The organism is Desulfovibrio piger, assembly GCF_951793255.1.
Lineage (GTDB): Bacteria > Desulfobacterota > Desulfovibrionia > Desulfovibrionales > Desulfovibrionaceae > Desulfovibrio.
Genome location: NZ_OX636706.1, coordinates 2,062,105 through 2,081,025 on the forward strand (window position 1 = coordinate 2,062,105; position 18,921 = coordinate 2,081,025).

An 18,921-nucleotide genomic window follows, 5' to 3' on the forward strand; every position below is an offset into this window, starting at 1 on the left:
CTCAGGCCTGTCCCGCCGCATCCTCATGGGGGAAGATGCGGGCCAGCTCTTCCGGCGGGAAGGGGCCGCGGGCATGGCCGTCCTCAAAAAGCAGGAGTCGGGTCGCCAGACGGCGTGCCTGGGCGATCCCGTGCGAGACGAGGATGATGGCGTAACGTTCCGAAAGCTGCAGGAGCAGATCCTCGATGCGGCGGGTACTGGCCGGGTCGAGGGAGGCCGTGGGCTCGTCCAGCAGGAGGATCTGCGGCTCCAGGGCCAGCGTGCGGGCCAGACAGAGGCGTTGCTGCTGGCCGCCGGAAAGGGAGCCGGCAGGGTCGCCCAGCCTGTCATGGACTTCCGGCCACAGGCCCACGTCTTCCAGACTGCGCCGGGCCCGTGAGCGGGCCTCGTCCATATCCAGCCCGGCAGCCAGTTGCAGGGGCAGCAGCAGGTTTTGTCCGATACTGGCCGGCAGCACGTTGGGAGTCTGGAAGACCATGCCCACCTGACGGCGCAGACGGGAGAGGGCCTCCTCGCCCCGCAGGCGGCTGATGTCCCGCATCTCCCCGTCCAGTAAAAGTTCCACCTGCCCCTGCATGCGGCTGTCCTTGGTGCAGTCGTGCAGGCGGTTCAGGCAGCGCAGGAAACTGGTCTTTCCGGAACCGGAACGCCCCAGCAGGACGCTGATGCCGTGGCGCGGCAGTTCAAGATCCACATGGTGCAGGATGGCGCGGCCGTTGAGGTGCAGGCACAGATCATGGATGCGGACAAAAGGGGTCATTGCGGTCCTCCCGAAAACGTCAGGGGCGTCATGCCCGGCTGCCGTTCCCGGCGGAAACGTTCATGCAGCCACCAGGCCAGCAGGAGCAGGCCGCCGGAAAGGGCCAGCAGGGTCAGGGCGGCGCCGAAGCCCCGCTGCAGCTCTTCCGGTGTCTGGTATTGGGCAGCCGTGTAATAGATGAAAAAGGGCAGGGCTTCGAAACGCAGGCCCAGACCGGCGGGGAGCCCCGCGTTGGCCACTACGCCGGTAAGCAGGATGACGGCCGTATCTTCGGCGGAGCGGCCCAGGGCCAGCATGACGCCGCTCAGGATGCCGCGGCTGGCCTGCGGCAGCAACAGGTGCCGCACGACCTGGCCGTGGCGCAGGCCCAGGGCGGCCCCGCTCAGGCGCAGGGAGGCGGGCAGGCTCTCCAAGGCGGTGCGCGTGGTCACCACCAGCGCGGGCAGGACCAGCAGGGCCAGGCAGCCTCCGGCCAGCAACAGGCCGGAGCTGGCCCCGGCAAAGCCCAGACGATGCAGGAACAGGATGAGGGTGAAGCCGAAGATGCCCATGACGATGGACGGGACGCCGGACAGGATGTCCATCAGGCTGTTGAGCAGGCGCTGCATACGGGGCGGGGCGTATTCCGCCAGGTAGATGCCGCAGCCGATGCCGGGCACGAGGACCAGGACCATGGTGATGCCCAGCAGGCAGAGGGTCCCCAGACAGGCGGGCCAGATGCCGTCCCAGATGGGAAAGCGTCCCAGCAGGGCGGGCCAGAACGGCGCGTCACCCACCAGAAGCGCGGCATCAAGCACCGGCAGCCCCCGCCAGAGCAAAAAGCCCAGCAGCGCGAGGACACAGGCGCTGCACAAAAGACCGGCACCGCGCGCCAGCAGGTGCAGGCCCGCGGGAGCATGGCGGCGCCAGAGGGCGGGGACGGGCGGCAGGAGCACGTCCTGCTTTTTTTCCAGACGCCGCAACACCAGGCTGACGCCGGTACTGATGCAGAGCAGAAGCCCCCCGGCCACGAACAGGGAATTGTAGGCCGGGCCGCCCACGTCCGTGGCCGTGACCAGCCCCATGTGGGCGGTCAGGGTCCGCAGCCCGGCGAACAGGTTTTGCGGGACGTTGGGCGCATTGCCGCTGAGCATGAGCGGGATGAGGGTGTCCCCGATGGCCCGGCCGAAGCCCAGCAGGCCGGCGGTCAGCAGCCAGCGGCGGACGGCGGGCAGGGCAAGGCAGGCAAGGACGGTATCCCTGCTCATGCCCAGGGAAAGAGCGGGCAGGAGCAGGCGGCGCATCTGTTCGCGCAGGGCCACGTCCATGACCAGCACCATGGTGGGGCTGATGAGCAGGGCCAGGACACAGGCGGCGGAGAGCCAGCACAGGCCGGACCCCTGTCCGGCGGCTTCCCTGACCAGAGGCGTGAGCAGGAATACGGCGGCAAAGCCGTAGACCACCGTGGGGATGGCGGTCATGAAGCGGATGAGGCCCGTGAGCCATTTTTGCCAGAACGCCGGGCGGGGATCCTGTAGGGCGCAGGCCAGCCCCAGGGATAGGGGCCAGGCCAGCAGCAGGGCGGAAAAGGACAGGATGAGGGAGCCCGCCAGCATGGGCAGGATGCCGAAGTCCGCGGGGGGACGCCACGCCCAGGAGAAGATCAGGCTGCCCTGGGCGCTCCAGAGCACCGGCAGGGCAAAGCAGCCTACCAGGGCGAACAGGGCGCCCGTGGCAAGGATGACGAGCAGGCCGCACAGGCGGGGCAGGGTCCCGCTATGCCGCAGAAAAGGAAATGCCATGTTCAGTATCCCGGCGGGGCGGCATGGCCGCCCCGCATAGTACGATGACGGATTACTTGCGGCCGGTGGGGATGTAGCCGCTCTTTTCGATGATGGCGCTGCCTTCAGGCGAGTAGATATAGTCGATGAAGGCCTTGGTCAGGCCGGAGGGCGCACCCTTGGTGTTCATGTACAGCAGGCGGGTCAGGGTGTAGGCGCCGGAGGCGGCGTTTTCCTGCGAGGGGACCATCTTGTCGAAGGTCAGGGCAGCCACGCTCTTGTCCACATGGCCGATGCCCACATAACCGATGCCCAGCTTGTCCTGGCCGATGGCCGTCTTCATGGCGCCGTTGGAGTTCACCACATTGGCGGAAGCCACGATGGGGCCTTTTTTCAGGGCCTTTTCCACAAAGACTTCACGGGTGCCGCTGCCGTCTTCGCGGGTGTAGACCGTGATGGGGGCGTCAGCGCCGCCCAGGGCCTTCCAGTTGGTGATCTTGCCGGCAAAGATGTCCTGGGCCTGCTGGGCCGTGATGGCCCGCACCTTGTTGGCGGGGTTGACCACCAGGGCCACACCGTCGATGGCAAAGGGGAAGCTCTGCAGACCGTACTTGGCGATCTCCTTTTCCTTGAGGGCGCGGCCGGTATTGCCGATCTGCACCAGGCCTTCGCCCACCTGCTGCACCCCCACGCCGGAGCCGCCGCCGGCCACGGTGATGCGGATGTCGGGATTGGCGGTCATGATGTTTTTGGCGGCGCCTTTCATGACCGGGATGTGGGCCGTGCCGCCGGCGATATCAAGCGTGCCGGAAAGGCCCTTGAAGCTGTCCAGCGGAGCGGCGTGGGACGTCATGGCAAAGATCAGGCCCGCCATCAGGGCGGGCAGCAGGAAACGGCAGGTTTTCATGATGACCTCTCGTACGGAAAATGTGGGCTGTTGCGGGAACAGCGGGAAACGCGCCGGGCGCGTCGCCTCGAACCGGGAACACCGGCAGAGGACGGGCGCGTGCGTGCGGTCCGGGACCGCGACAGCACACCCCGAAAGCATATCGGGACACATTATCCAGGAAAGGTGCAGGAAAGCGGCGGGCGGGCGATGCTGGGCAGCATCCTACCTCGGAGGCATCGCCCGGAAAGGTCTTGCGCTGTCTGGGAGCCGCCAGGACCATCCGTTTCCGGCACACATGCCTGAACGCACAGATCTCCCCACGGGAGTCCGGCGCATGCGTCAACAGAAACGGATATGCATGGTGACCTCCAGCCATTGCCGCCCAAAGGCGGCGTGTTCACAATAATGTCCCAGTGTAAGAAGAAAGGAAGGCGGGGTCAATACGATGCCCCTGCATACGATAATGCCTTCTTGCCTTGGAGCGGGGAGCATGACTATAGTCTGTCCCCGTTGCCGCAAGACGGTAGCGCGGCAGGATCACTGCGGAACATATCGGGGAGGTACACCATGGCGGTAGGCTGGGCGGGCGACAATGCCGTGCAGGATCAGATCCAGGATTCCATTGCTGACGAGGTGCGGCGGGCCAGAGCCTGTCTGCCCCGGGGCGAGAGCCGTGCTTTTTGTGAGGAATGCGGCGAACCCATCCCCGAAGCCCGGCGGCGGGCCCTGCCCGGTGTGCGGCTGTGCCTGGAATGCCAGCAGGAAGCCGACAAAGAGCAGCACGCCGTGCATCTGTACAACCGCAAAGGCAGCAAGGACAGCCAGCTGCGCTGATCCTGAGCAAGGACAAGGAAGATCGTATGTCGGGCTTGTTGGCGCGTCTGCGGGCGCGCATCCCCCTGGAGGAAGGTTCCCTGGTCCTGATCACCATGATCTGGGGCGCCACCTTCATCATCATCCGCAGTGCCCTGGAAGCCACGGGGCCCTTCTTTTTCGTGGGCGTGCGTTTCGCTTTTGCCGCCCTGGCCCTGATCCTGTTCTCCCTGCCGCTGCTCAAGGACTTCACCTGGCGGGAAGTCTGGGCTGGCATGAGCATAGGCCTGTGCATCTTTGGCGGTTATGCCCTGCAGACCTGTGGCCTTCAGACCATCACGGCCAGCAAGTCGGCCTTCATCACGGCCTTCTATGTGCCGCTGGTGCCCCTGCTGCAATGGCTGGTCATGAAGCGCCCGCCGCATTTGATGGCCTGGGTGGGCATCGCGCTGGCCTTTCCCGGCGTCCTGCTGCTGTCCGGGCCCGATGACAGCAGCGCGGGCTTTGGCTGGGGCGAGATGCTGACGGCCATCAGCGCGCTGGCCATCGCCATGGAGATCATACTCATCGGTCTGGTGGCCCGCAGCGTCAATGCCCGGCGCGTCACCATCGTGCAGGTGCTCATGGCCTCTTTGCTCAGTTTTGCCACCATGCCCCTGGTGGGCGAAAGCGTGCCGCCGCCTTCCTGGCTGGTGCTGGGCAGCGCCTTTGCCCTGGGCGTTTCCACGGCGGGCATCCAGTACGCCATCAACTGGGCGCAGAAAAAGGTCTCGCCCACCCGTGCCACGCTCATCTATTCCTGTGAACCGGTCTGGGCGGGCATCTTCGGCCGCATGGCCGGGGAACGCCTGCCGGGGCTGGCGCTGCTGGGCGGGGCCATGATCCTGGCAGGGGTGCTGGTCAGCGAGCTGAAGCCGGGCGGCCGGAAAAAGGGGAAGGACGCGGCCCGGTCCTAGCCGGATACCTGTTTTTTAGCGGGGATGCCGCTCCTGAAGGCCCGAAGGAGGCAGCAGGCTATAGCCATGCGGGACAAAAGGGGATACCATCCAGAAAGCTCGAAGTATCATACCTTCAGCCATGATGTGTTTGGACGTCCGGACCGGTCTGCTTCGCGCGCATGGGAGCAGCTGCGTGTGGTGCGGCTGCCGTACCGGTCATCGCCTTTCGGAAAGAAGACCCGGCATGGCGGGACCGGAGCCTGAGGCCCGCGCGCATGGGGGATCGCTACCGGCAATGAAGACAAGGGGGTGCACGGATGCCGCATGCCTCTTTGACAGACGATGCGAAGCAACGGAAGATCGCGGAACTGACGCGGCTTTTTTTGCATAAGCACTACTGCGAGAACGATACGGAGCTCCTGCTCTCCCATCTTGACGATGCCTTCAGCTGGTTCGGTGCCGGGGAGCATGAGTACGCCGTCGATCCGGCGACCGTCATCAGGACGTTCCGGGCCTTCGCAGGCAGGGTGCCCCGCTGCGAGATAGGCGAAGAGCACTATGACGTCATCCGGCCCATGCCGGACCTGTTCATCTGTACGGGCATGCTCTGGGTCGCCACTGTTCTGGATTCCGGCATCTGCCTGCGCGTTCACCAGCGCATCACCACGGTTTTCCGCTGGACGGCGCAGGGGCCCCGCTGCTGTCATCTCCACCTTTCCAACCCTTACAGCGAGATGGACGCGAGCGACAGCGGATTTCCTGAAAAAATGGCTGAGGAGTCCCGCCGCTATCTCCGGGAGCAGATCGAGCTCCAGAAAAGGCAGATCGCCGAGCAGCACGACGTCATCGCCCAGATGTATGTGGAGGATCTTTCCACCGGGCTGTACAACAGAAACAGATACAACCAGGTCTGTGACTCCCTGTCCGGAAAGGATTGCGGCAGCTTGGGCATCGCCTATTTCGACCTGAACGGCCTGAAGAAGATCAATGACCTCCAGGGACATCAGGCCGGTGATGCCCTCATCCGTCGCACCGCGGAGTGCCTCCTCCAGGCCTTTGGCAAAAAGGCCTACCGCATAGGTGGCGACGAGTTCATCGTCATCGACCGCGAATCCGGCCGCGAAGCCTTCCATGCTTGTGTCGAGAATGCGCTCCGGGCCATGGAGGAAAGTCATATCTCCATCTCCTGCGGTATTTCCTGGCGTGCCGAGCGGGGCAATATCGACGAGCAGATCAACGAAGCGGACAAAAAGATGTACCTTGCCAAGCGGGATTTTTACGCCTGCAAGGAGCATGACCGCAGGCACTATTGGCCGGAACAGGAATGACCGGCGCTCCCTGTGTTTTGCCCGTAGGGCAGGGCCGGCGGGGGAGGAGGACTGCTCGCCTTTTCCAGGGCGGTGAAAGCATCTTTTCCGGCATCCTTTCACTTTTTTGAAAAATTCTTTTGCTAAACGCTTGACTCCGTGAGCTGTTTTCTATACATAGCTTCTCACGACGCGCTCGTAGCTCAGCTGGATAGAGCAACAGGCTACGAACCTGTAGGCCAGGAGTTCGAATCTCTTCGGGCGCACCATGCAAATTCAGGCGATCAGTTTTACTGGTCGCCTTTTTTGCTATGTACAGTGGCATTTCGAAAGGCCTGCATCAGTGTATCTGTCCTCCCTCTTGCGGCGTACTGCAAAGCAGCGCCGGGATCTCCTGCCGGGTCTCTTTTCAGGCCGCAGGCTCTATGCTACAAGGCGGACATCGGCCCGGGCCTGCGTTCCCAGACAGGTCCGGCCGTTCGGCCCAGCCCCCCGTAACGTGCATACGCACATCCCAAGGAGGAAAACAGCCCATGGAAAACAAAGTTCTGGAAGTCCTGGTCAATGCCGGAAAGCCCCTGCGTCCTGGCGACATCGCCAAGGAACTGGGAGTGGATTCCAAGGAAGTCAGCAAGGCCATTGCCGAACTGAAGAAGGAAGGCAAGGTCATGTCGCCCAAGCGTTGTTATTACGCTCCGGCGGAATAATCCTCGCAGCAACGAGTATGGAAAAGGGCGGGCCCGCAAGGGTCCGCCCTTCGTTATTATGGGCTTTAGCCTGTTGAGCGCCTGACAGGCGCGAAACAAAAAACCACCCGCTATGCGGGTGGAGACAATACGTTATACACACAAAAACACCTTTCCGCTACGATGAAGTTGTTCAAGCCCATCGCAACATTAACGGAAAGGTGTTTTTGTTATGGGAACCAAGGCTCATAGCCTAGCGCATACGAAATGGTTGTGCAAGTATCATATCGTCTTTACTCCAAAATATAGAAGAAAAATAGAAGTCATTTCATAATTCTGGAGAAAATTTAAGGTTTCGGTTAGTCTCAAAAAATGAGCAAAGCCGAAATGCTAACTGATGATCAATGGTCTGTCCTGGAACCTCTTTTTCAGAAAGAGCGCACAGGCGCAGGACGTCCACAAATTCATTCTGACAGAGAAGTTTTAAATGGCGTCCTCTGGGTCTTGCGTACAGGCGCGGCATGGGCGGACTTACCGGACAGGTTTCCATCTTCCGCAACTTGCTATCGGAGATTCAGCAAATGGGTAAAAGATGGAAGGCTTCGAAAAATTCTGGAGTCTCTGGCCCGGCATCTTGAAGATAATGGCCTGATAAATCTGGAAGAATGCTTCATTGACGGCACATTCGTTGTCGCAAAAAAAGGGGCCCAAAAGTGGGAAAGACCAAGCGGGGCAAAGGTACGAAGCTCATGGTTATTGCTGACGCTTCTGGTTTACCTATCGCCGTGTACACGGATTCTGCTAACCCTCATGAAGTCAGACTTGTCCAGGCTACAATCAATGAAATTGTCACGTTGGGACGACCCCGAAGAATTATTGGGGATCGTGCCTATGACAGCGATCCGCTTGATGAAGCCCTTGCTTCTCAGGGAATTGAACTCATCGCGCCGCACCGCAAGAATCGTAAAAAGCCGGCGACGCAAGACGGACGGCTCTTGCGCCGTTACAAAAGAAGATGGAAAATTGAACGCCTTTTTGCGTGGCTTAACAAATTTAAAAAGGCAATAACTCGTTGGGAAAGGTGCGTTGAACGTTTTACGGCTCTTGTCCACCTTGCTTTTTCTATGATTTTATTGTCCCACTCAGGGAGGGGTAAAACCCCCACCTTTAGGTGGCGGCTTTAGCGTTTCTTTTGTAGTCTGTGGGCATGAGCAATTATCGTAAAGGCTCCCACAGTGTTTTTTCAATTCACCTGCACCTGGTCTGGATAACCAAGTACAGGAAAAAGATTTTGTCAGGCGACATCGCCCAGAGAGCCAGGTCGCTGATACGCGGCATCTGTGAAAAGCATCAGGTGGAAATTCTCAAAGGACATATAGCACCCGACCATATCCATCTTTTCGTTTCGATTTCACCAAGCCTTGCTGTGAGCAAGTTGATGCAACAACTGAAAGGCCGAACCGCGCATGCCATGATAAATGAATTTCCATTGTTGCGCCGCCAGTACTGGGGACGTCATATGTGGGCGCGTGGCTATTTCTGTTGCAGCAGTGGCAATGTGACCGATGAGGTCATTAAGCAATACATCACGCAACAGGAAGATGCAGATGAAACCTTCCGAATTGAGGGGGAATGACTTCAGCCTGCTTCAGCAGGGGCCATACCGGCTTTAGCCGGAACGCGACTTTAGTCGCCACGGTGAATCCACCGGCTTTAGCCGGTGGAGTGTTCAATGAGAAGAGTTATAAAAATTGCCCATTAATTATGAAATGAGTTCTAATCTTCGCACAGCTCCGTGAAAGTATAAAAGAAATTCTGCAATGCCTCTGCAAATATAAAGGGGTTGAGATTCTGGAAGGGCATCTGATGCCGGATCATGTCCACATGCTGGTGTCCATTCCTCCTAAAATCAGTGTGGCAAATTTCATGGGCTACCTGAAAGGGAAAAGTTCGTTGATGATATTCGATAAGCACGCAAACCTTAAATATAAGTTTGGCAACAGAAAATTTTGGGCCGAAGGATATTATGTCAGTACGGTGGGGCTTAATGAGGCAACGATCAAAAAATATATCCAGGATCAGGAACGTCACGACATTATGAGAGACAAGCTGACATCACGCGAATATCAAGACCCCTTTAAGGGGTAGCCAAGGCGGCAAGGGCACTGGGCTTGAACAGCGTGAAAGCCAGCGTCTTTAGGCGCAGCCGGTAACAGGCCCTTACAGGGCCAGAGCAAACCACCCGCTTTGCGGGTGGTTCTGATTCACTTCCCCGGCCGCAAGGGGCTGCAAGACTAGGCGTTGATGCCGTCCTCCTTGCGCCAGCTGGCCAGCTGGGAGCCGATGAAATCGCAGATGAAGGCCTGCTCCTCGCGGCCGTTGCCGTGGATATCCATGGGCGCGGCGAACTTGTAGCGCACCGGCAGGCCGCTTTTGATGGGGCCCAGCTCCTTGAGCTTTTTCCCCGTGCCCCAGGCATCGGTCTTGAGAGCCAGCGGCACCACGGGCACACCGGCCTTGCGGGCCAGCTTGACCCCGATGGTGTTGAAGTGCTGGGGATCGAAATCCGGGGTGCGGGTGCTCTGGGGAAAGACGATGATGGAGATGCCTTTCTTCAGGCGTTCCACCCCGCCTTCCAGGACGGCCGTCAGGTCTTCGCGGGGATTGGTGCGGCCCACAACGATGGGATCGCGGGAGCGCATGACGGCCCCGAAGAAGGGCAGGGTGACCAGGCTTTTTTTCATCACGAACGTCACGGCACGGTGGGGCCGGATGATGCCGGGCAGCATGAAGGTCTCCAGCGTGCTCATGTGGTTGGCCACGAAGACGCAGGGGCCGCGCGTGGCCGAGATGTTCTCCATGCCTTCGATGCTCACCGGGCAGCCCACGCGCTCGATGAGTTCCGTCACACGCAGGCTGGCGTGGACCCAGGCGCTGTCGTCACACAGGCCTTTGGCGGCCCTGCGGCACAGCCAGAACACGGGGCCCGCCAGCAGGCTGCTGTAGAATCTCAGGGCCGGGAAACGGGCAGGGGCGCCCAGCTGCGGGGCCGTGCTGACATAGGTGGAAAGATCGCCGAACGGGGCCTCGACGACCCCTTCTTGATACTGTTGCATCAGGATTCTTCCGTTTTTCTGATTTTATGGATCTTGCGCCACCACTGGCTCAGGCGGGCTTCGTCGCCCATGTCGCGGGGCTGGTAAAAGCGGCGTCCCACGAGCTCGGCGGGCAGGTAATCCTGTTCCACCCAGCCGTCAGGGTAGTTGTGGGGATATTTGTATTCCTTGCCGTAGCCCCATTCCTTTTGCAACTGCGTACTGGCGTTGCGCAGATGCAGGGGCACGGGCCGCGCTCCGTTGTATTTGACTTCGCGGGCGGCGGTCAGGTAGGCGGCGTAGCTGCTGTTGCTCTTGCGGGCCAGGGCCAGGTAGACCACCGTCTCGGCCAGCGGGATGAAGCCTTCGGGCATGCCCACGAATTCCACGGCCTGCTGGCAGGAGACGGCCAGGGGCAGGGCATTGGGATCGGCCAGGCCCACATCCTCCGAAGCGGAAAGGATGAGGCGGCGGCAGATGAAGCGCGGGTCCTCGCCGCCTTCCAGCAGGCAGGCCAGATAGTAGAGGGCCGCGTCGGGATCGCTGCCGCGGATGGATTTGATGAGGGCCGAGGCCAGCTCGTAATGGCTGTCACCGTCCTTGTCATGGCGCATCATGACTTCGGGCAGGGCGGACTTGAGCTGCTCGGGCTCGCGCATCTCCTCGGGCAGGGAAGCGGCGTACTCCACCAGATTGAGCAGGGTACGGGCATCCCCGTGGGCCGCGGCGGTGATGATGTCCAGCACCTCGTCGCTAAGCGTCACGCCCGTCTGTTCGGCGCCGCGCCGGGCCAGCTCCATCAGTTCCGAGCGCCCCAGGGGGCGCAGGCGCAGCACGTGCAGGCGCGAGAGCAGCTGCCGGGTGACGCTGAACGACGGGTTCTCCGTCGTGGTGGCCAGCAGGGTCAGCTCGCCCGATTCCACCAACGGCAGGAAAAAGTCCTGCTGCGCCTTGGAAAAGCGGTGCAGCTCGTCGAGTACCAGGATCTCGATGCCGTTGAGGGAGCGGCGCAGGTGCTGCAAGCCTGCCTCCGGCGCGCTGAGACGCAGATAGGGACGCTTGCGGGAACGCGCCAGCAGCAGGGCCAGCGTGGACTTGCCGCAGCCCGGCGGGCCGAAAAACAGCAGGCTGGGCAGGCGCTCCGCCGCCATGAGCGACTTGAGGCGGCTTGCCAGATGGCTCTGCCCGAGAAAAAGATCGGGATCGTCGGGGCGCATGCGCTCCGGCAGGGGCTTTTGTGCGGTCATGGCTGTCCTTTATTCCGCCGGATCCGCCAGATGGGAGGCCCACCAGTGCAGGCCCAGGCACAGGGTCGCGGCGGTCTCGCAGCGCAGCACACGGGCCCCCAGGCTGACGAAGGTGAACTGCGCCGCCCGCAGGCTGTCCAGCTCCCGCTGGGAAAAGCCGCCCTCGGGGCCGATGACGTACACGGTGGTGCCGGGACGTCCGGCCAGCTGGGGCGTGAGCATGCTCACGGTGTCCTGCATCTCCCAGGGCAGGATGCGGCGGTCGGCCGTGGCGGCGCGGCGGACCAGCTCGTCCACACCGCCGGTCAGGGCCTCCACCTGCGGCAACCAGGGATTGCCGCACTGCTTGGCTCCGGCGATGAGCTGTCCGCGGCAAGCCTCGGCGGCATCGGCAGGCAGTTTGCCCTGGCTGTGGTCACCCTGCCAGAGCCAGACGGCATGGGCACCCAGCTCCACGGCCTTTTCCATAAAGAAACCGCGGCGCACGGCCTTGCTGAAGGCCAGCGCCATGACGGCGCGGGATTCCGGCGCGGGCGCCATCTGTTCTTCCTGCAGGACAAGGCGGGCCTTCTTTTTGGCTGTTTCGGCGATGGCGAAACGGCCGCTGCGGCCCTGGCCGTCGAGCAGCAGGACCTCCTCGCCCGGGGCCAGGCGCAGCACCTGGACCAGATGCTTGGCTTCCTGGCCTTCCAGCCAGAGATCGTGGGCCCATTGTTCGGGAGGAAGATAAAAGCGGTGCAGACTCATGATGCGTTGGATCCTTTTGCCGTCCGCGCGCGGCGCACGGCCTTGAAGCCGTCCTGCAGCGAGACGAGACGGCCGTAATTCTTGCGTATCTCCAGACCGGCTTTGGTCAGCCGGGATTCGGGAGGTTCCATGTAGGTGCGGCGCAGGTAGGCATCGGAAAGGATGCGTTCCACGCTGTCCACGATGCCGTCCACCAGTGCCGGGAAAAAGTTGACGATCTCGAATTTCAGGTCCGTCAGCAGGTCGAGGGCCTCGCGCATCATCTGGCGGTAGCCCATGCGGCCCACCTTGGCCTTGCGCTGGGCCAGGTCCTCGAGGATGCGGACGCGCCGAGCCTGCTGGATGTAGCTGAAGCGGGTACAGACCTCGCGGTGCAGCTCGCGCATGTTGCTGAAGGCATCGTCATTGTCCGGCGAGTAGAGATAGCCGTTGAGTACGCGGCTGACCTTGGCAAAAAAGTCGTCGCTGTAGCCTATCATGCGCCGCTGGTGCTTGGTGAGCCAGGCATAGAGGAATTTGAGGCGCTTCTCGTCGGTATCGGTGTTCTCCACGATCTCCGTGCGCTTGAAGACGATGCGGCCGGTGTATTCACCGCGCACGATGTCGTTGAGGCGCAGGAACATGTTGGAGGTGTCCTTGATGATGTTCAGCCCGGCCAGGGGCGCGCCCGTGAGCGGATGCAGGATCTCCTGCCAAGCCACGGAAAGGGCGCGGTCCTGCTGCACGTTGCTGGCATCGAAGCGGTGCTGCCGGTAGGTGACGCGGATGATGACGACCCGGCGGTCACGGTCCAGGAAGTAGCCGCCTTTTTCCAGCGTCTCGAGGGCTTCCTCCTGATCCTCGTCCACGGAGATGAGGGCGATCTTTTCCAGCAGGGGGTAGCGGGTGCTCTGGCCCATGGACGTATAGGTGGTGATGGTACGGTCCGTCTGGCCCAGGACGCGCAGCATGAAGTGCTCGCCCAGCTTGTGCAGCTTGCGGGCAAAGAGCGCGCTGGAGGTGCGGCGTTCCGAGACGATGGGGAAGCCGTAGAGCTCCATCAGGTACTGGTAGACGAACATGCGGTTGCGTTCGTAGATCTCGCTGTCGCCATAGACGAATTTGCCGATGCGCATGCCGAAGCGTTTGAGCTCGCTGTCGATGTCCGAAGGGAAGGAGGCGAAGACCCCCGCCAGGTGGAACTGCCGGTCCGCATCGAGGGCGAGCACCTGGGCCCTGTCCATGGCCAGCAGATAGGGCATGAGCGAGGGATAATTGTCCAGGATCACGGTATCGGCATTGGCGAACTGCTGGCGGAAGATGTCCTGGTGCATGCGCGGCAGGCGGGAGGCCAGGGTCTGCACGTTGCGGGCAAGGACCTGGTTCTCCAGCGGGCAGCAGGCGCCGTCGGCTTCCATGACGATGGGGTGCAGTTTGTCGAACTGGAAGGTCTCGGAAAAATAGTCCAGCTGACGGGCAAAAGCCACCATGGAGAAGCCCGGCAGGTCCTTGTATTCGAACATGTCGTTGTCGAACGAGGGCAAAAGTTCGCGGCCTTCCACCAGCGGGTAGTTCTTGTGCTCCTGATAGGGCTTGACCAGACAGAAGCGGATATGCACGGCATCGAGAAAGCGCTTGAGCTCGTCAAGACGCGCGATGACGACCGGCTCGGATGTCGTATAGGCATCCTGCCAGTGAAAGCCGTCCTTGCTGAAGATCTCTTGCCACTTGATCATGTGCAACCTTACCCGATTCTCTGTAAAGAGTAACTGCTTTTGGGGGGAATTTCCAGAGGCGCTCCCGGGATTTGTCGTTTTTGCCCGCCGGGCCGCCGGTGCGGGCGAAAAGCTGTTGCGGGCGCTATGCTGCTTTGGTACACTTTCGTGCGTCAGTCCCGGGCTTGTGCCCGGGCCCACCATCAAACGCGTACCGACATGACTGCCAATACTCTTGAACAACACATCCTCAGCATCGTTTGCAGTGTTTTCGATGCCTACTCCGCCGTCCTTTTCCTGCCCTCCGAAAATGGTGAGGAGCATTATCTCGCGGCCTCCTTCAGCCTTGGCGAAGGGGTGGAGCAGGGGGCCATGCTTTCGTCGGGGAGCCTGGTAGACTGGATCATCCGCAACCGCCAGCAGATGCTGGTCCCCAATTTCGACCAGCACAAGCACAAGCTCGGCTATTACCGGGAAGGCGAGGAAGCCGGCATCAAGGCATTCATGGGGTGTCCCGTGCCCACGGGCGGTGCCCTGTGCGTGGACAGCAAGCGGCAGTATTCCTTCACTGACAGGGACTACAAGCTGCTGCAGCTTTTTGCCGAGCTGGTCTCCCGCCAGCAGGCCAGCAAGGGCCGTCAGGAAATGGCCGGGGACATCCCCCGCTATTTCGCCGAGCTGGCCGTGATCCAGGAGCTGCGCTTCCGTTACCGCCGCTGGTCGCAGTTCATCCAGAATTATGTGCGTACCATGGTCGATGCCACGGGCTTCGACTACTGCGCATTCGCTTCGGTGGATGTTCCCGGTGAGAGCTACTGTGTGGAATGCGAGTCCGCCCGCCTGGTGCTGGAAAACGGCGAGCCCATGGTCCTGCCCGTAGGCAGCGGCATTGCCGGCTGGGTCTTCAGCAACGACCAGCCCGTCATCAACGAAGGGCTGGAAGGCGCTCCCTCCACCATGCTGTTCGGCAAGCTGCCGGGCATGCCCGATTTCCAGGCCATCATCTGCCTGCCGGTACAGATCAACAAGAGCACGCGCGGTGTGCTCTGTCTGGCGCATACGTCCACGCGCAGCATCGACGAGTCCCTGCGCTCCTTCGTGCGTCAGGCCGTGGACCATCTGGCCCTGTTCCTCGAAAATCTGTACCTGCGGGTACGTCTGCGCTCCCTGCTGCCGCAGGGCACGGTCCACAGCCAGGGCCCCCGCCGCTACGATCCCGATACCGCTCCGGTGCCGCCCGTCAAGAATCCTTAAGCCATGCTGTCCCGATTTTTCAGCAGGTTCCTGACCCAGGACATTGCCATGGATCTTGGTACGGCCAACACGCTGCTGTACACCAGGAAGCATGGCATTTTCATCAATGAGCCCTCGGTGGTGGCTGTGGACGCGGTCAGCCGCAAGGTGCTGGCCGTGGGCGCTGCCGCCAAGGAATATCTGGGCCGCACGCCCCAGAACATCTGCGCCATTCGGCCCATGAAGGACGGCGTCATCGCCGACTTCGACATCACCCGCGAGATGATCGCCCATTTCGTGGGCAAGTGCATCTCCGGTCTGCGTCTGGTCAAGCCGTCCATGGTGATCTGTATCCCCACGGGCATCACCCAGGTGGAGAAAAAAGCCGTCATCGACGCGGCCCTGCTGTCGGGCGCACGTTCGGTCTCCCTGGTGGAAGAACCCATGGCCGCGGCCATCGGGGCGGGCATGCCCGTGCAGGAGCCCCTGGGCAACCTGGTGCTGGACATCGGCGGCGGCACCAGCGAAGTGGCGCTCATCAGCATGGCAGGCATAGCGGTCTCGCAGTCGGTGCGCGTGGCCGGTGATGCCATGAACCTGGCCGTGCAGCATTACCTGCGTGAGGCCTTTCGCCTCGAAGTGGGCGAGAATACGGCGGAAAACGTCAAAAAAATCCTTGGTGCGGCCCTGCCCCAGAACAACAGCCTGCGGCTGGAAGTGTCCGGCAAGGATCTTGTCTATGGCGGCCCCCGGGTGGTGACCGTGACCGAGGGCGACATCTGCGAGGCCCTGCACGATCCTGTCCAGGCCGTGGTGGAGACCGTGCTGCGCGCGCTGGAGCAGGCGCCGCCGGCACTGGCCGCCGACGTGTACGACAACGGGCTGCTCATGGCCGGAGGCGGGGCCCTGCTGCGCGGTCTGGACCAGTGCATCGCCCGGGCGACGCACCTGAAGGTCGCGGTGGACAAGGATCCCCTGACCACGGTGTTGCGCGGGACGGCGCAGGCCATGCTGTACCGCGAGGATTACGAAGGGATTTTCATTAATTAGGACAGACGGGCGCTTCTCCTGCCTCTTTTGGACATGGCGTCCGCCATGCCGGAAGGGCGGGCAGGTTTTCGGCCGGGATGGCCGCCGTGCGTCCTGTCCTTGCAACTGCCGCGCGCCCCTGCCGGGCAGGGGGGCCGGCCTTGGGACATCGTTTCATGCTGACAGCCCGATTTTTGCAGGATGTGGTGGACGTCGTGCGCGAGAGCGGCGACATCATCCGCCGCCAGTGGGAAAAAACGCATGCCGTCAGGCACAAGGGCGGTATCGACCTGGTGACGGAAACGGACGTGGCCGTGGAGGCCTTCCTCAAGGAACGTCTGGGAGAACTGCTGCCGCAGGCCGAATTCCTGGCCGAGGAAAGCTGCGTGGCCGGTCAGGAGCCGTCGCCCCTGTGCTGGATCATCGATCCCGTGGACGGCACCACCAATTTCGTGCACCGAATCCCCCAGGTGGGGACGTCCGTGGCCCTGTGGGCGGACGGCCATGTGGTGCTGGGCGTGGTGAACGTGCCCATGATGGATGAATGTTTCTGGGCCGGTCTGGGCATGGGGGCCTTCCGCAACGGCGAGCCCATCCATGTGAGCTCGGCCGAGGTCCTGTCCGATGCCGTGGTGGCTACGGGGTTCCCCTACGCGATCGCCGAACGCCTGGACGATGTGCTGGCCCGTCTGGCCCTGGTGCTGCCCAAGGCCCAGGGCGTGCGCCGTATCGGGGCCGCCTCGGTGGATCTGGCCTATGTGGCCGCCGGGCGGCAGGACGCCTTCTACGAGATGCTGCTCAAGCCCTGGGACGTGGCTGCCGGCTGGCTGCTGGTGGAAGAAGCCGGCGGGCGGGTCACGACGCTGGATGGACGTCCGTATACCTTCGGGGACGAGATCATGGCCAGCAACGGCCTGGTGCACAAGGAACTGCGGCATCTGCTGGCGGCCGTGACGCCCGTGCGGGCGGAAAGGCGCCCCGCATGAGCCTGCCTGCCGGGGATACGGCCCCCCGCCGCCTGACGGCCGGGGACGCTGCCGCCATGCAGGCACTGGAGGCCGCCTGTTTTTCCCTGCCGTGGAGCGAGGAGCAGTGCCGGGCCGCCTTCAGCCAGCAGGCTTTCGTGGCTTACGGGCTGGAAGAAGCGGGCGTGTTGCAGGGCTATATCTCGCTCTATCAGGCAGCGGACGAGCTGGAAGTGCTCAACCTGGCCGTCCTGCCCGTTGCACGGCGGCAGGGACTGGGCGAACGGCTTTTGCGCACAGCCTTGCAAGAAGCTGAAAAAACAGGTATCAACAGGGCTTTGCTTGAAGTCCGTACCGGGAATGCCCCGGCCATCGCCTTATACGAGAAATGCGGCTTCGTCCGGGTGGGCAAACGGCCCCGCTATTATGCGGACACCGGCGAAGATGCCCTGATCTATCAGTGTGATCTGGCACCGCAGGACTGACAGAGAGGATATTTCCATGCAGAAGATCATCGCTGCCAACTGGAAAATGTACAAGACCCGGCAGGAAGCCCGCGAAACGGCCGCTGCCGTGGCTGCTGCCCTGAACGAACAGCCGACCCCGCACGAAGTGGTGGTGTTCGCGCCCTTCACGGCCATCGCCGAGGTGGCGGACGCTTTTGCCGCTTCGCAGGCGCAGGCCGGTGCGCAGGATGTGTGGCCTGCCGTGGAAGGGGCGTTCACCGGCGAGATCTCGCCGCGCATGCTGCAGGACGCCGGTGCGGTCTGGGTGCTGACCGGACATTCCGAGCGCCGTCACGTGCTGGGCGAATCCGATGAGCTGGTGGGCCGCAAGACGGCCTTTGCCCTGGAGCAGGGCCTCAAGGTCATGCTCTGCATCGGGGAAAAGCTGGAAGAGCGCGAATCCGGCCAGCTGGAAGACGTGCTGCGCCGTCAGCTGGACAGCGGCCTGCCCGCCGGAGGGGACGCGCTGGAAGGCCGCTTTGCTGTGGCCTATGAGCCCGTGTGGGCCATCGGTACCGGCAAGGTCGCCGGTCCCGACGAAGTGCTGGCCACCCACGCCGTGGTGCGTCGCCTGCTGTGCGAGCGCCTGGGCGAGACCGGCAACAGGATCCCGATCCTGTATGGTGGGAGCGTCAAACCGGCCAATGCCGGTAACCTTATCGGACTTGACAATGTGGATGGTCTTCTGATAGGTGGCGCTTCTTTGGACGCGCAAAGTTTTGTGCAGATTATCCGGGCCTAGGCCTGAAGTTCTTCATTTACGTCGTGCCCCTGGGAGGCTCTTGTGCAGACCCTTATTCTGACGCTTCATATCATTGTTTGTGTGGTGCTCGTCATTCTCATTCTCTTGCAGGCCGGCAAGGAAGGTATGGGCGTCATTTTCGGTGGCGGCAATACCTCTGTGTTCGGCAGCAGCGGTGCCGGCGGCATGCTGGCCAAGATGACCGCCTTCATGGCCGTGGTCTTCGTGGTGACCTCGCTGAGCTACACCTATGTGACCAGCTCGCGTCCCAGCGATGAATCCGCCGTGCTCAAGGTCGAACCCCTGACCATCGAAGACGTGCCTGCCAAGCCCGCTGCCGCGCCTGAAGCTGCTGCTCCGGCCCAGCCTGCCGCGACCAGCGAAGCTCCCGCGGCTGCTCCGGCTGCTGCCGCCCCTGCCGATGCTCCTGAGGCCCCTGCGGCTTCCGAAGCTCCCGCCGCTGAGGCTCCTGCTGCGGACGCTCCCGCAGCCCAGCCTGCCCAGCAGTAG

The 18,921-nt window shown here is 62.2% G+C and carries 18 protein-coding genes, 1 tRNA gene and 3 pseudogenes; 15 read left to right on the forward strand and 7 right to left on the reverse strand.

Annotated elements, in window-relative coordinates; all coding sequences use genetic code 11:
* Window position 1: 1 nt before the first annotated feature.
* From Q4I12_RS09115 to Q4I12_RS09125, 3 genes are read right to left on the reverse strand one after another with little or no spacing between them, the layout of a single operon-like run.
* Window positions 2–760, reverse strand: coding sequence for a phosphate ABC transporter ATP-binding protein (locus tag Q4I12_RS09115; protein WP_297137626.1), 759 nt, complete (start codon window positions 758–760; stop codon window positions 2–4).
* Entirely contained in the window at window positions 757–2,541 is a 1,785-nt protein-coding gene (locus Q4I12_RS09120; protein ID WP_302261393.1) for a phosphate ABC transporter permease, read from the reverse strand. The genes Q4I12_RS09115 and Q4I12_RS09120 overlap by 4 nt, the downstream gene beginning before the upstream one ends.
* A gap of 52 nt (window positions 2,542–2,593) precedes the next feature.
* A complete protein-coding gene (locus Q4I12_RS09125) occupies window positions 2,594–3,427 on the reverse strand; it encodes a phosphate ABC transporter substrate-binding protein (RefSeq protein ID WP_168936190.1) in 834 nt (277 codons plus the stop codon).
* Window positions 3,428–3,976: 549 nt separating this feature from the next.
* Here Q4I12_RS09125 and Q4I12_RS09130 point away from each other — a divergent pair.
* The 9 genes and pseudogenes from Q4I12_RS09130 to tnpA (Q4I12_RS09170) all read left to right on the forward strand — a co-directional run.
* Complete coding sequence (locus Q4I12_RS09130) at window positions 3,977–4,243, forward strand: DksA/TraR family C4-type zinc finger protein (RefSeq protein WP_204625229.1); 267 nt, start codon at window positions 3,977–3,979, stop codon at window positions 4,241–4,243.
* A gap of 26 nt (window positions 4,244–4,269) precedes the next feature.
* Window positions 4,270–5,178 (forward strand): DMT family transporter, encoded by a 909-nt coding sequence (locus Q4I12_RS09135; RefSeq protein WP_168936188.1) that lies wholly within the window; start codon window positions 4,270–4,272, stop codon window positions 5,176–5,178.
* Between the two features lie 365 nt (window positions 5,179–5,543).
* Complete coding sequence (locus tag Q4I12_RS09140) at window positions 5,544–6,488, forward strand: GGDEF domain-containing protein (RefSeq protein WP_302261394.1); 945 nt, start codon at window positions 5,544–5,546, stop codon at window positions 6,486–6,488.
* A gap of 171 nt (window positions 6,489–6,659) precedes the next feature.
* Window positions 6,660–6,736: transfer RNA gene (locus Q4I12_RS09145), tRNA-Arg, on the forward strand.
* A 264-nt stretch (window positions 6,737–7,000) separates the two neighbouring features.
* Window positions 7,001–7,174 carry an HTH domain-containing protein gene (locus Q4I12_RS09150; protein WP_006004519.1) on the forward strand — a complete coding sequence of 58 codons (174 nt, stop codon included), beginning with the start codon at window positions 7,001–7,003 and terminating at the stop codon, window positions 7,172–7,174.
* Between the two features lie 211 nt (window positions 7,175–7,385).
* Window positions 7,386–7,472 (forward strand): annotated as a pseudogene (locus Q4I12_RS09155) (IS200/IS605 family transposase); the annotation flags it as partial.
* Between the two features lie 53 nt (window positions 7,473–7,525).
* A protein-coding gene (locus Q4I12_RS09160; RefSeq protein ID WP_437438856.1) for an IS5 family transposase occupies window positions 7,526–8,337 on the forward strand; the annotation gives its coding sequence in 2 pieces (ribosomal slippage) (window positions 7,526–7,868 and window positions 7,868–8,337; 813 coding nt in all).
* A gap of 23 nt (window positions 8,338–8,360) precedes the next feature.
* On the forward strand, window positions 8,361–8,789 hold the full coding sequence (gene tnpA / locus Q4I12_RS09165) for an IS200/IS605 family transposase (protein ID WP_302260190.1): 429 nt from the start codon (window positions 8,361–8,363) through the stop codon (window positions 8,787–8,789).
* 143 nt (window positions 8,790–8,932) lie between these two features.
* Window positions 8,933–9,301, forward strand: a pseudogene (gene tnpA / locus Q4I12_RS09170) (IS200/IS605 family transposase); the annotation flags it as partial.
* 146 nt (window positions 9,302–9,447) lie between these two features.
* Here tnpA (Q4I12_RS09170) and Q4I12_RS09175 read toward each other — a convergent pair.
* From Q4I12_RS09175 to Q4I12_RS09190, 4 genes are read right to left on the reverse strand one after another with little or no spacing between them, the layout of a single operon-like run.
* The gene (locus Q4I12_RS09175; protein WP_297159857.1) at window positions 9,448–10,269 is read right to left on the reverse strand and encodes a lysophospholipid acyltransferase family protein; all 822 of its coding nucleotides are present in this window, start codon (window positions 10,267–10,269) and stop codon (window positions 9,448–9,450) included.
* Window positions 10,269–11,495, reverse strand: coding sequence for a replication-associated recombination protein A (locus tag Q4I12_RS09180; RefSeq protein WP_168936240.1), 1,227 nt, complete (start codon window positions 11,493–11,495; stop codon window positions 10,269–10,271). Before Q4I12_RS09180 ends, Q4I12_RS09175 begins: the two co-directional genes overlap by 1 nt.
* Before the next feature lie 9 nt (window positions 11,496–11,504).
* The gene (locus tag Q4I12_RS09185; protein ID WP_204625233.1) at window positions 11,505–12,242 is read right to left on the reverse strand and encodes a 16S rRNA (uracil(1498)-N(3))-methyltransferase; all 738 of its coding nucleotides are present in this window, start codon (window positions 12,240–12,242) and stop codon (window positions 11,505–11,507) included.
* Window positions 12,239–13,957, reverse strand: coding sequence for a hypothetical protein (locus Q4I12_RS09190; RefSeq protein WP_168936238.1), 1,719 nt, complete (start codon window positions 13,955–13,957; stop codon window positions 12,239–12,241). Before Q4I12_RS09190 ends, Q4I12_RS09185 begins: the two co-directional genes overlap by 4 nt.
* 198 nt (window positions 13,958–14,155) lie before the next feature.
* Here Q4I12_RS09190 and Q4I12_RS09195 point away from each other — a divergent pair, with 198 nt between their 5' ends.
* From Q4I12_RS09195 to secG, 6 genes and pseudogenes are all read left to right on the forward strand, one after another.
* Window positions 14,156–15,190: a GAF domain-containing protein gene (locus Q4I12_RS09195; RefSeq protein WP_006004530.1), complete on the forward strand. Its 1,035-nt coding sequence runs from the start codon at window positions 14,156–14,158 to the stop codon at window positions 15,188–15,190.
* A 3-nt stretch (window positions 15,191–15,193) separates the two neighbouring features.
* Window positions 15,194–16,219, forward strand: coding sequence for a rod shape-determining protein (locus Q4I12_RS09200; protein ID WP_302261395.1), 1,026 nt, complete (start codon window positions 15,194–15,196; stop codon window positions 16,217–16,219).
* Window positions 16,220–16,374: 155 nt separating this feature from the next.
* Window positions 16,375–17,184 carry an inositol monophosphatase family protein gene (locus tag Q4I12_RS09205; protein ID WP_302261396.1) on the forward strand — a complete coding sequence of 270 codons (810 nt, stop codon included), beginning with the start codon at window positions 16,375–16,377 and terminating at the stop codon, window positions 17,182–17,184.
* On the forward strand, window positions 17,181–17,648 hold the full coding sequence (gene rimI, locus Q4I12_RS09210; RefSeq protein ID WP_168936235.1) for a ribosomal protein S18-alanine N-acetyltransferase: 468 nt from the start codon (window positions 17,181–17,183) through the stop codon (window positions 17,646–17,648). Before Q4I12_RS09205 ends, rimI begins: the two co-directional genes overlap by 4 nt.
* 16 nt (window positions 17,649–17,664) lie before the next feature.
* Window positions 17,665–18,411 carry a triose-phosphate isomerase gene (tpiA, locus tag Q4I12_RS09215; RefSeq protein ID WP_168936234.1) on the forward strand — a complete coding sequence of 249 codons (747 nt, stop codon included), beginning with the start codon at window positions 17,665–17,667 and terminating at the stop codon, window positions 18,409–18,411.
* Between the two features lie 42 nt (window positions 18,412–18,453).
* Window positions 18,454–18,825, forward strand: a pseudogene (gene secG / locus Q4I12_RS09220) (preprotein translocase subunit SecG); the annotation flags it as partial.
* Window positions 18,826–18,921: the final 96 nt, after the last annotated feature.

Bases quoted from the DNA above. Each gene is read 5' to 3' on its own strand.
- Q4I12_RS09120 (WP_302261393.1), bottom strand. From the start codon at position 2,541: ATGGCATTTCCTTTTCTGCGGCATAGCGGGACCCTGCCCCGCCTGTGC.
- Q4I12_RS09115 (WP_297137626.1), bottom strand. From the start codon at position 760: ATGACCCCTTTTGTCCGCATCCATGATCTGTGCCTGCACCTCAACGGC.
- Q4I12_RS09180 (WP_168936240.1), bottom strand. From the start codon at position 11,495: ATGACCGCACAAAAGCCCCTGCCGGAGCGCATGCGCCCCGACGATCCC.
- Q4I12_RS09185 (WP_204625233.1), bottom strand. From the start codon at position 12,242: ATGAGTCTGCACCGCTTTTATCTTCCTCCCGAACAATGGGCCCACGAT.
- Q4I12_RS09205 (WP_302261396.1), top strand. From the start codon at position 16,375: ATGCTGACAGCCCGATTTTTGCAGGATGTGGTGGACGTCGTGCGCGAG.
- Q4I12_RS09195 (WP_006004530.1), top strand. From the start codon at position 14,156: ATGACTGCCAATACTCTTGAACAACACATCCTCAGCATCGTTTGCAGT.
- rimI (WP_168936235.1), top strand. From the start codon at position 17,181: ATGAGCCTGCCTGCCGGGGATACGGCCCCCCGCCGCCTGACGGCCGGG.
- tnpA (WP_302260190.1), top strand. From the start codon at position 8,361: ATGAGCAATTATCGTAAAGGCTCCCACAGTGTTTTTTCAATTCACCTG.
- Q4I12_RS09130 (WP_204625229.1), top strand. From the start codon at position 3,977: ATGGCGGTAGGCTGGGCGGGCGACAATGCCGTGCAGGATCAGATCCAG.
- Q4I12_RS09135 (WP_168936188.1), top strand. From the start codon at position 4,270: ATGTCGGGCTTGTTGGCGCGTCTGCGGGCGCGCATCCCCCTGGAGGAA.
- Q4I12_RS09125 (WP_168936190.1), bottom strand. From the start codon at position 3,427: ATGAAAACCTGCCGTTTCCTGCTGCCCGCCCTGATGGCGGGCCTGATC.
- tpiA (WP_168936234.1), top strand. From the start codon at position 17,665: ATGCAGAAGATCATCGCTGCCAACTGGAAAATGTACAAGACCCGGCAG.
- Q4I12_RS09190 (WP_168936238.1), bottom strand. From the start codon at position 13,957: ATGATCAAGTGGCAAGAGATCTTCAGCAAGGACGGCTTTCACTGGCAG.
- Q4I12_RS09150 (WP_006004519.1), top strand. From the start codon at position 7,001: ATGGAAAACAAAGTTCTGGAAGTCCTGGTCAATGCCGGAAAGCCCCTG.
- Q4I12_RS09175 (WP_297159857.1), bottom strand. From the start codon at position 10,269: ATGCAACAGTATCAAGAAGGGGTCGTCGAGGCCCCGTTCGGCGATCTT.
- Q4I12_RS09200 (WP_302261395.1), top strand. From the start codon at position 15,194: ATGCTGTCCCGATTTTTCAGCAGGTTCCTGACCCAGGACATTGCCATG.